Origin of the sequence: Staphylococcus sp. HMSC06C11 (assembly GCF_001808345.1) — a bacterium.
Lineage (GTDB): Bacteria > Bacillota > Bacilli > Staphylococcales > Staphylococcaceae > Staphylococcus > Staphylococcus capitis.
The window spans coordinates 161,077-171,954 of record NZ_KV793036.1; the positions used below are offsets into that span (position 1 = coordinate 161,077).

12 protein-coding genes and 1 pseudogene are annotated in these 10,878 nt (G+C 31.8%); 5 read left to right on the forward strand and 8 right to left on the reverse strand.

Going from position 1 to position 10,878, the window contains the following annotated elements:
- Nucleotides 1-132: 132 nt before the first annotated feature.
- The 4 genes from ccrB to HMPREF3154_RS03475 form a co-directional block, all read right to left on the reverse strand.
- Nucleotides 133-1,758 (reverse strand): cassette chromosome recombinase CcrB, encoded by a 1,626-nt coding sequence (gene ccrB / locus HMPREF3154_RS03465; RefSeq protein ID WP_058649872.1) that lies wholly within the window; start codon nucleotides 1,756-1,758, stop codon nucleotides 133-135.
- A complete protein-coding gene (gene ccrA, locus HMPREF3154_RS03470; RefSeq protein ID WP_058649873.1) occupies nucleotides 1,755-3,116 on the reverse strand; it encodes a cassette chromosome recombinase CcrA in 1,362 nt (453 codons plus the stop codon). The genes ccrB and ccrA overlap by 4 nt, the downstream gene beginning before the upstream one ends.
- A gap of 213 nt (nucleotides 3,117-3,329) precedes the next feature.
- On the reverse strand, nucleotides 3,330-3,506 hold the full coding sequence (locus HMPREF3154_RS11500; protein ID WP_172412331.1) for a hypothetical protein: 177 nt from the start codon (nucleotides 3,504-3,506) through the stop codon (nucleotides 3,330-3,332).
- A gap of 5 nt (nucleotides 3,507-3,511) precedes the next feature.
- Complete coding sequence (locus tag HMPREF3154_RS03475; RefSeq protein WP_070474359.1) at nucleotides 3,512-3,814, reverse strand: hypothetical protein; 303 nt, start codon at nucleotides 3,812-3,814, stop codon at nucleotides 3,512-3,514.
- Between the two features lie 152 nt (nucleotides 3,815-3,966).
- Here HMPREF3154_RS03475 and HMPREF3154_RS03480 point away from each other — a divergent pair, with 152 nt between their 5' ends.
- Complete coding sequence (locus HMPREF3154_RS03480) at nucleotides 3,967-5,160, forward strand: FAD/NAD(P)-binding oxidoreductase (RefSeq protein WP_058649875.1); 1,194 nt, start codon at nucleotides 3,967-3,969, stop codon at nucleotides 5,158-5,160.
- Nucleotides 5,161-5,244: 84 nt separating this feature from the next.
- Here HMPREF3154_RS03480 and HMPREF3154_RS03485 read toward each other — a convergent pair whose 3' ends face one another.
- Together HMPREF3154_RS03485 and HMPREF3154_RS03490 are read right to left on the reverse strand one after the other, a co-directional pair.
- On the reverse strand, nucleotides 5,245-5,940 hold the full coding sequence (locus HMPREF3154_RS03485) for a CocE/NonD family hydrolase C-terminal non-catalytic domain-containing protein (protein WP_058649876.1): 696 nt from the start codon (nucleotides 5,938-5,940) through the stop codon (nucleotides 5,245-5,247).
- Entirely contained in the window at nucleotides 5,937-6,116 is a 180-nt protein-coding gene (locus HMPREF3154_RS03490; RefSeq protein ID WP_058649877.1) for a hypothetical protein, read from the reverse strand. The genes HMPREF3154_RS03485 and HMPREF3154_RS03490 overlap by 4 nt, the downstream gene beginning before the upstream one ends.
- Nucleotides 6,117-6,269: 153 nt before the next feature.
- On the opposite strand from HMPREF3154_RS03490, the pseudogene HMPREF3154_RS11505 reads away from it, so the two are divergent.
- A pseudogene (locus tag HMPREF3154_RS11505) lies at nucleotides 6,270-6,689 on the forward strand (hypothetical protein); the annotation flags it as partial.
- A gap of 86 nt (nucleotides 6,690-6,775) precedes the next feature.
- Here the strand turns inward: HMPREF3154_RS11505 and cstB are convergent.
- Complete coding sequence (gene cstB / locus HMPREF3154_RS03500) at nucleotides 6,776-8,104, reverse strand: persulfide dioxygenase-sulfurtransferase CstB (protein ID WP_058649879.1); 1,329 nt, start codon at nucleotides 8,102-8,104, stop codon at nucleotides 6,776-6,778.
- An 18-nt stretch (nucleotides 8,105-8,122) separates the two neighbouring features.
- Nucleotides 8,123-9,196 (reverse strand): DsrE/DsrF/DrsH-like family protein, encoded by a 1,074-nt coding sequence (locus tag HMPREF3154_RS03505; RefSeq protein ID WP_070474360.1) that lies wholly within the window; start codon nucleotides 9,194-9,196, stop codon nucleotides 8,123-8,125.
- Between the two features lie 138 nt (nucleotides 9,197-9,334).
- Between HMPREF3154_RS03505 and cstR the strand changes: the two genes are divergently transcribed.
- From cstR to HMPREF3154_RS03520, 3 genes are all read left to right on the forward strand, one after another.
- Nucleotides 9,335-9,595, forward strand: coding sequence for a persulfide-sensing transcriptional repressor CstR (gene cstR / locus HMPREF3154_RS03510; RefSeq protein ID WP_000456194.1), 261 nt, complete (start codon nucleotides 9,335-9,337; stop codon nucleotides 9,593-9,595).
- Nucleotides 9,592-10,350 (forward strand): sulfite exporter TauE/SafE family protein, encoded by a 759-nt coding sequence (locus tag HMPREF3154_RS03515; RefSeq protein WP_000623680.1) that lies wholly within the window; start codon nucleotides 9,592-9,594, stop codon nucleotides 10,348-10,350. Before cstR ends, HMPREF3154_RS03515 begins: the two co-directional genes overlap by 4 nt.
- Nucleotides 10,351-10,564: 214 nt before the next feature.
- Nucleotides 10,565-10,878 (forward strand): YSIRK-type signal peptide-containing protein (locus tag HMPREF3154_RS03520; protein WP_031811701.1); only part of this gene is annotated, 314 nt, incomplete at its 3' end.

The following is a 10,878-nucleotide window of genomic DNA, read 5'->3' on the forward strand; positions in this document are numbered from 1 at the left end:
AAAAAAATTACGACAATGACTGTTTCATTAGATAAGTGTTATTGAAATTGATAAAGAGAATTCTAAAAATGGTTAGATAAAATAAGTGAAAGAAGATAAGAAAGATTATTGTCAAAACAATGATTCTATTAGCTAAATAGTAAGATATAGTGTTTGGGGAAAAAATAAAGACGAAGTGCTAAGGAGCACTTCGTCGAGTGGATGATTATCAAATAGTTGTTTAATAATATCGTTATTCAATTTGAGCGTAACATAAAATTGCTTCTTATGATGTTCATGTTTTCGGATATCAATACGATCGATAACCGTCAGATAGAGTGATTTCAACTGCGATTTCTCTAATTTATTAATGTCTTTGAATATAGCTTGTAGTACGTTGGCAATCATATCAGCATCATAATGTGGAGCTTCCGCTTGTTTATCTCGTTCTAGTTGATGTATTTGATTATTTATTTGATTCAATTCATCTTGGTAGCTAAGTATTGTTGGTTTCAATACGCTATTTAAGTCAGGTGAGTCTTCAATGGTTTTCGTTAGTGTATGCATTTTGGCTTTTATTTCTTCACATTGTGACTGTTTATAGGCAATATCATGATTCAAAGAAGAGACGTCTATTTGACTGTTTTCATTTATCTTTTCAACCAATTGCTTCAATACTTTTTTACTTTTGATAATCTCCAATATTTGATCCATAACGTATTTTTCCAATACATCTGCTCTAATGCTATTGGCCGAACATACTTTAGAACCTTTATTACGAAAATTACTACATGAGTAATATCTGATTCGTTTCTTAGTGCCATCTTTTAAAGTATTGGTTGTATTACTTGCGGCCATTGCTGCACCACATTTTGGACATTTTACAATGCCAGTCAGTAGGTTGGTCCCTTTACCGTGAACTTGTGGTTTCTTGCGACTCTCTTGGCGTTTAAACTGTACTTTATCCCATAAAGCTTTATCAATAATAGGTGCATGCTTACCATCTGCAATAATCGGTTCTTCATTGAGTCCTTTTCGTCTTTTATCGCTCCAGTGTCTATACTTCGCAAATTGTATCTTTCCAATATAAAAAGGGTTTGAGATGATGTAGGTAATGGATGAAATACTAAAAGGTTTCCCTTTCTTAGTCACATAACCTTTATGATTTAATGCGTTCGCAATCTTACGATAACCATGACCTTTGGCGTATGACTCAAAAATATATTTAACAATATTCGCTTCATGTTGATTGATCATGAGCTCTTTTTTACTATCAGGCACTTTATCATAGCCTAGAGGTAAATTACCTTGGTAATAACCTTCAATGGCACGTTGTCTTTGACCGTTATAAACGTTTTCTACGATTGTATTTCTTTCAAACTCAGAGAAACTAGCAAGAATTTGGAGCATCAATTTACCTGTTGAGCTGGCAATTTCTATTTTTTCAGTGAGACTAAAAAATTCGACATTAATCTTATACAATTCTTCGACAATATTTAGTAAGTCTGAGGTATTTCTAGCTAAACGATTGGTTTTGTAGACCATAATACAGTCTAACTTACCGTCGTTTGCATCTTTTAACATACGTTGCAGTTCAGGGCGTTGGGTTGTTTTACCAGATATACCACGATCGGTATATTCATTAACAACTTCATAGCCTTGAAATTGACAATAATCTTTGAGTTGGTTCAATTGACCTTGAATACTGTAACCATCGGTTTGCATTTCAGTTGATACACGGGCATATAATCCAATACGTTTCTTTTTGAGTTGTGTCATATGACTTCATTCCTTTCAGGAGTTATTAAATGTGATTGTTCAACGATATTAAGTCGACTGTTTTTAAAGTAGATCTCTTTTAATTGTTTAGTTTGAGTTATCTTAATGTCATCAATCAAAGGTGCTATGTTTTCTAATGTCAATTTATCTTTGATTACATGACGGATTGCTTCGGCAATTTGTTTATGTGAATAATTAGAGTAACGTTCTTCACTTTCAGAGCCAGCAGATAAATGTTTAAACGTCTCGATATCAATTTGATTTTGTGCTAGCTTTTCGATGAGTTGTTCTTGTGTTAGATGTGATTGTCTGTGTTTCATTTGTTGGTATTTTAGAACTTTTAGTATTGTCTCATTTAATTTGTCATGAAATGACTGATTGTTACAATATGCTTTACAAGTGTTGAGGACCTCTGTTTCAATCATTTGCGCATTGATACCTTTAAATGGACACGTATGATAAGCTTCATTCATATTTTTAGGACAGACATAGTAACGTAGAGAACGATGTTCTTTTTTTATCGTTAAGTTTGTTAATGTTGATTGACAGTAAGGACATTTGATTCGTCGCTTTAACTTATTTCTAGAATTGGATCGATTGTGTTGTTTATGAATACGACGCTCTTGTGCTTCCTCAAACGTATCAACATTAATAATAGGTGGAACGATATCATTAAACGTTCCATATTTATTAATGACACGACCACAATAGTTAGGGTTCAAGAGAATATTTCTAACTTGATAGGGCTTACGAGAAATAAAATTCATATCTTTATCCAACTTTTGAGAAATTTTCTTATAACCCAGGCCTTGTAAATACCAACGATAAACTATTTTAACTATATAAGCTTCTTCTTTGTGTACAATAAAGCGGCCTTTTCTATAACGATAGCCAAAAGGGGCATGTGTTGTAATCAACTTACCTTGTTTGGCTTTTTCCCTTATACCATTTTGTGTTTGTTCACTAATATTGTTCGATTCCATTTCTGCTAGACTCATAAGTATGTTTAGGCGAAAGCGATCAAAATCTTTAGATAAGTCAAAATAGCCATCATTCACGCTGATGATTGTGACGTGATGCTTTTTACAAATTTCAAAGAATTGTATAGCGTTTTTCAAATTACGATGGAGTCGATTCAGACGATAACAACATAATACTTTACATTTTCCAGATGTAATCATTTCTACCAATTTTTGATAGCCCGAACGTTTTGTATGTCGACCTGTTTTCTTATCATCATAAAATGTTACATTGGACCATCCATATTGCTTAGCAGTGTCTATAATGAGGGATTTCTGAGTGGCTAAGCTTTGTTGTTTTAGTGTACTTTGACGTACATAACCAATGGTTTCGACCATAGTATCCACCTCCACGAAGATAATATATATTTATGAATAAATTCAAATAAAGGTCCAACGTGTCATCAACACGTTGGACCGCAATAATTAATGATCATGAGGAGATTTTTCAATAGGATGATTAGTTCGTGATACAATAAGTTCATATAAAAGAGATTGTTTAAATAATGTAAGCTTTTTTCAAGATAAAATACTTGTTTAACTTAAAAATTACTAATTTTTATTCCAATATGGATACAAGAAGGCTAAATATATAATAGCAAATAAAGCAAAACCTATTATAAATATAGTAATAAATGAAAGTCCACCTACTGCTAAATCTATTTGAATTGCTAAAAACACACAAAATAACTGTAATAAAATTAATATAATACCTTTGGCTAATGTCATTTTAATTACTCCCCATACATTTTTTGATATCTATCATCTAAGCGATGTTGTAAACCGTTAAGTTCTTTATTTGACATTCCATCTTGTCCTGTGAACAAGCTTAATGTCATGCTACCGTACATCATAGGAACCCATAATATTAGCATAAGTAAGAATGATGCAATCATTACTGATAATCTATTACCATTTTTCAACCCTTGTAGAAACGATTGTAATTTATTTTTTGATACATTTTTCATATCATTATTTTCAATATATTTTTTAGAATCTTTAATTTTTTTATTAACTTTTTCTTTATAACTACTCATTTAATTATTCCTTTATTTATGTTTTTAATTAAGTTTCTTTAATACCCCTATAGGTATTTGACAAATCATATTTTATCTTTTAATATACCCTTATAGGTATTTTTAGAAAGATTAAATAGTGACGAATTATAAGATAAAGGAACGTGTTAAACATGACGCAACATTACAAAGTGGTCATTATTGGTGGTGGCACTGCTGGTATTACAGTGGCAGCGCAACTATTAAGACAAGATAAAAGTTTAAGAGGACAAATCGCAATTGTGGATCCAGCGACTAATCATTATTATCAACCACTATGGACATTAGTAGGTGCAGGTGTATCGACTTTAGAGTCTACACGTAAAAGCATGAAACAAGTTCTACCTAAAGGTGTGAGATGGATTAAACAAGCGGTTCAGAAATTTAATCCTGAAGAAAATAATCTTCAATTAGATAATGAAGAACAAGTCAGCTATGACTATTTAGTGGTATGCCCTGGTATCCAAGTAAATTGGTCTGATATTAAAGGACTAAAAGAAAATATCGGTAAAAATGGCGTATGCTCTAACTATGCGCCCGAATATGCGGGAGAAACTTGGAAACAATTGTCTCAATTTAAAGGTGGCAATGCGATATTCACAAACCCAAATACAACAGTGAAATGTGGCGGCGCACCTATGAAAATTATGTTTTTAGCAGACGATTATTTCAGAAAACATAACATGCGTAATCAAGCGAATGTTATCTTTGAAACCGCAAAACCTGGAATCTTCGATGTACCAAAATATAAAAAGACATTAGAACGTATTATTGATGAACGAAACATCGATGTGGATTATAGACATAACTTAATCGAAATTAATGGTGAACAAAGAAAAGCAACATTTGAAAACTTAGAAACAGGCGAAACAAAAACATTAGATTATGAAATGTTACATGTGACACCTCCAATGGGACCTTTAGATGTGATTAAAGAAAGTGACTTAGCAGATAAAGTAGGCTGGGTAGATATAGATCCTACGACAATGCAACATAAGAAATACAACAACGTCTTCTCATTAGGTGATGCATCTAACGCACCAACATCTAAAACAGGTGCTGCTATCAGAAAACAAGCACCCGTTGTTGTGAAGAACTTACTACAAGTAATGAATAACGAAATGCTGACACATCACTATGATGGTTATACATCATGTCCGATTGTCACAAGCTATAACACAATGATGTTAGCTGAATTTGATTATAATAAAAAACCAAGAGAAACAATGCCATTTAACCAAGCGAAAGAACGTCGAAGTATGTATATCTTGAAGAAAGATATTCTACCAAGAATTTATTGGTACGGTATGTTAAAAGGTTTAATGTAATAAGTAGAAAGAAACAGAAAAGAGGGCGGGATGTCTCATCCTACCCTCTTGATTTTATAAAAAGTTTCTTTTATATTTTTTGTGTCATTCTTTTTCAAAGCAGTGCTGCTCATTATTATAAGCAATAAGTTTATTATAGAGATAGAAGTAAGTTTCATCACACCACATCTCACTAATCGTTTTGACTCTTGTATCGATGTCATCATCTTTGACCACTACATCCCAGGTACATTTAACATAAGCAGATAATGGGTCATCTTCGACAATCACAAAGTCATTATAGTTTTCTGTACCATACGTAATATTTAAATGCGGTAAGTTTCTTAAACCTTCCTCTAAATAATCCGCTAAGCCCCACTTATCCTCAGTAAGTTGCTTAATCACATTTCTTGTTCGACTACCTTCTCTGATAACTTCTTTCTCTAAAGGTTCTGCTGTTTCTGAATGTGGATAGTTTAAAGTAACTGCTTTGAAGTCATTCACATAAGACACTTCAATATTTGAATGTGTTAAATTAACTTCTGCAGAAGGCCAAACTTGAGGCCAATATGTTGGTGCCATTGAAACTTCTAGTTGATGTCCTTTCGGTAAGTGATAACCGATTACATCTAATGGGAACTCAACATCTACATATTCATCAATTGGTAAGGCTTCTGGAAATTTGTGACTCTTATGATGATTGATGTTGAACTGTCCTCTTGTGATTAAAGTCTTCTTACCATTAGGATGTACATCTGAAAGTCTCACATGGATATTGGCTTGTTCTTTATCAGATTTCACACGTACGTTGCTAACGTATTATCAATTGTTTGGTCATCTGGTAAATCTCCTTCTTGTCCAAATGGACAGAAGACGCTTGAGTACAGAAAATGATGTTGACGGTTAATTAATCTCACAGTACCTTCTGAATCTTTTAAGATATCTTGATGATTCACTTGTTCTTTTAGTAAATCCAACCATTGACCTGAACGGTATGAATAAGATGTTTAAGGTTCTCTGGGATTTTAATATTAGAAAATAGATTTACAAGATATACAGCACCGTATCGTTCAGAATCCGCTAATTGATTGAGGATTAGAACAGTAGTGAGATCGAGTGATAATACACCATCTAAATTCGGCTATATTAATGTGGAAAATCATTTTAATTATATTGAGAACTTAAATACACTTAATAACGAATTAACGATTATATTAAGAAGTGAGTTCGCGCATATTTCAAATGATATGTATAATAATTTATTTAGTAATTTATTCGATGTTGTAAATACATGGAAAAAAGATTATTCAAATAATTTTTATGATAATACTCAGAATACTATAACTACAGAAAAGTTAGATATAATATCTTCATTTATAAAACAATATGATAAACCATTTGAACGAGACGAACATGGCAAACATGTTAAAGCAAAAGTGTTTGAAGGTATAAGTGATTTTCATAAGCGTGTAAAAGAAGGATTTGATAATAATGATGTGCTATTGCATTTGAGATTGGAAATGAGTGTACATGAAAATAAGTATGATTAACTACTAGTTTATCCAATAATATAAAAAGGGACTATAAGCTATATCTAACTACTTATAGTCCTTCTTCATTAGTATAAATGTAATTATTAAGAAAGTTGTATATCTTTGTAACCTTCATTTACATTAATAATGTTGTGATAACCTTTGTGCTCTAAAATACCAATAGCTATAGAACTTCTAATGCCAGATTGACAGTGTACATAAATATCATCATTTTTATTGAAAGGTAAATCTGTGTCTAAAAGTTTGCCGTGTGGTACATGAACCGCTTGAGATAAGTGGCCATTATTCCATTCATTATCATTACGTACATCTAAAACATGTGCTTCATTACCAGTTATATCTTTACTATGAACAGATTGTGTTTGAATTTGAGCTTGTGGTAACTGATATCCAGACACATTATCATATCCAATAAGTTGTAAAGTATGTGTTGCTTTTGAAACAAGGTGATAGTCTCCAATCAAGTTAATTTCTTGATCATAGTTTAGATACCAGCCAATTTGATTGATGAAATTTTTATCATATGGAATATTGATTGTACCTTCAATATGTCCACCATGATAAGCCTCCTTACTGCGGAGATCAAAAGTTAATCTGTTTGTATTTGTGGCTGGATAAACCGTATAAGGTTGATATAAATTCATACCGAATTGATTAATTTTTTTCATTTGTGCAAAATGATGTGGTGGTGCAGGTTGGTCAGAAATGAGTTTATCGATAAAGGTAGCTTCATTATTTTCAGAAAAAGCCCAGTTCGTTTGTTTTTCATAGCCAAGCGTAGATGTTGGAATAGCACCTAAAGATTTACCACAAGGACTACCAGCGCCATGACCAGGCCAAATTTGAATGTAGTCTGGCAAGTCTTTAATACTTTCAATCGATTTAAACATTTGTTTTGCGCCTATTTCAGATGATCCTTCTACTTTAACCGCTTTTTCTAGTAAATCAGGTCTACCGATATCTCCTACAAAAATAAAATCACCACTGAATAGTCCCATTGGAACTTGTGCTCCAGCACCTTCGTCAGTAAGTAAAAAACTTATACTTTCTGGCGTGTGACCCGGTGTATGAAGCACTTTTAATTTTATATTTCCTACATAAATATCGTCATTATGTTGAACAAAATGAGTGTGGTTAGGCATATTTTTATAACCTAATGTGTCATCACTTTCACCCGATACATAAATATTAGCATTTAACTTTATAGCAACATCTCTAATTCCTGAAGCAAAATCTGCATGTATATGTGTTTCAGCTGCATGAGTAATGGTTAAACCCTCTTCATCGGCAACTCGAATATATGAAGATAAGTCACGAATAGGATCAATAATCATGGCTTCTCCAGTTTTTTGACACCCGATTAAATAAGATGCTTGAGATAAATGTTTATCATAAAATTGTTTAAAAAACATAATATCATTCCTTTCTAATTATATAAATAAATTGTGATTAGCTTGTTCTGTATATCCAATATATGCACCTACGCCACCGTATTCTACATCATCGCGTAGTTCTTCTTTTGTAATGCCCATAACATCCATGCTCATTGTACAAGCAATAAGTTTAACACCTTGTTCAACTGCTTGATTGATAAGAGAAGGTAAATCATCGACATTTTTCTTTTTCATGACATAACGCATCATTAAATTTCCTAAACCAAACATATTCATTTTAGAAATAGGCATTTTAATTGGTGAATTTGGAAGCATGAAGTCAAAAAGTTTTGAGATACCTTTTTTCTTAATGCGTTGATTTTGAATTTTTTTAAGTGCATTTAAGCCCCAAAATGTGCAAAAAATGGTTACATCTCTACCTGCGGCTTTAGCACCATTAGCAATAATCATTGCTGCAACTGCTTTATCTAGCTCACCGCTAAATAAAACAATCGTTGTTCCATTTTTCGTGTGCGTCACTTCTATATTTTTATTTTCTTCTTTTTGAATAATAGCGCGAATTTCATTACCAGAATCATTGAGTCTAACAAGTGTGTGTCCAGTTTGTTTGATCCAACTTTTAATATCATTTAAAAACCCGTGATCAGTCACAACGACTTCTATTTGATCACCAATAGCGATGTTTTTGATTTCTTTACTAATATTAACAATAGGTCCTGGACATTGTAGATTACTATAATTAAACGTCTTACGATTGTCTTTGATTTGAATTTCTTTATCTTCTTTTACTTTAGATAAATTATCATTATGATGTTGTTGTTCGTATGCGGTATAACCTCCATCTAAATTCACCACATCGTATCCGCGTTGTGCAAGAAATTGACTTGCTTTTCTACTTCTATTACCACTTTTGCAATAAATATAGTAAGTTTTATTGCGATCGTGTTTAAAATTTTCTATGTTTTCAACTGAATGTAATAATGCATTTTTAATGTGCCCTAATTCATATTCTTCAGGTTGTCGGGCATCAATTAATTGACCCTTAGAACCCAATTCTTGTAATTCTTTTTTAGTGAAATCATTAATGTGTTTCGTTTTATATTGTGACATAATAGCCTCCTTTCAAATACCTATAGGGGTATATTATAATGGATTAGATAGTTTGTCAAATACATATGGGGGTATTTGACAAAATAAAATTTAATCAATATGATGTAATTATTAAAAATTAATGTGGAGTGAAATATATTGGAATATAATAAAAAGATGATTAATCGTATTCATCGCATACAGGGACAGCTTAATGGTGTGATTAAAATGATGGAGGAAGAAAAAAATTGTAAAGACGTCATTAGTCAATTAAGTGCATCTAAAAGTTCTATTCAACGTTTAATGGGTATTATTATTAGCGAGAACTTAGTAGAATGCGTCAAAATGTCTGAAGAAAATAGTGAAGATTCTCAGGCACTAATTAATGAAGCTGTTGAATTATTAATAAAAAGTAAATGATAAGTATAACAGTAATTATAGTAATGTTAGTTATTGGTATATTAGGAGGATTTATTTCTGGATTAGTCGGTATAGGGGGAGCCATTGTTATTTACCCTGCTCTCTTATTATTACCACCATTATTTGGTTTACCTACTTATAGTGCTTATATTGCCTCAGGATTAACTTCAAGTCAGGTGTTTTTTAGTACATTGAGTGGATCTTTAAAAGCATATAAAAATAAAAATTTTTCTAGAACGCTTATACTTAATATGGGAAGTGGAATGGTAATAGGTAGTATTCTAGGTGCGTTATTAGCAACTGTATTTAATAGTCAGTTTGTTAATGTAATTTATATAATTATTGCTTTGTTAGCTCTTATTCTAATGTTTATTAAAGTCACACCATCTACTAGTCATATTAAGTTTAATCGCGTACTTTTAATTACAATAGGTGGTATCATCGGTTTAGTATCTGGTATTGTAGGAGCTGGTGGAGCATTCATTATTATTCCAGTACTACTTGTTATATTTAAATTACCAATGAATATGGTTGTTACAAATAGTATTGTAATTGCATTCATTTCTTCTATTGGAGCATTTATTATTAAATTATTACAGGGTTATATTCCTATCAATAGTGCAATACCGTTAATTTTAGGTAGTATACTATTTACGCCTCTAGGCATGAAAATAGGGCAAAAAATACCTGATTCTATTCAAAAAGGGATTGTAAGTATTTTAATCGTCATTGCAATCATTAAGTTGATATTTTAAAAATATGGGAGTGGGGCAACATTTATTTTGAATTTGTAGTCTCGCTCCCTAAATCAATTTATACGGTATTTAATTCAAAGGTTATTTATTAGAATCTAATCAATTTTACAAAATTTTAACAAAAAAACTTTTTCTAAATTGATATATAATAGCGGGTATGGTAATTTCAAAATAGATACTCGTATCTAACTAATTTTTAGGGGTGGTTAATTGTATGAATAAAAATTCGAAGAAGAAGCTCGATTTTCTTCCAAACAAGCTTAATAAGTACTCAATTAGACGTTTCACTGTAGGGACAGCTTCGATTTTAGTAGGAGCTACTTTAATTTTCGGTGTTGCAAATGATCAAGCAGAAGCCGCTGAGAATAACACAACTCAAAAGCAAGATGATAGTTCAGATGCAAGTAAAGTAAAAGGTAATGTTCAAACTATTGAACAATCTTCTGCAAATTCAAATGAATCTGATATTCCTGAACAAGTTGATGTAACTAAAGATACAACTGAACAAGCATCAACAGAAGAAAAAGC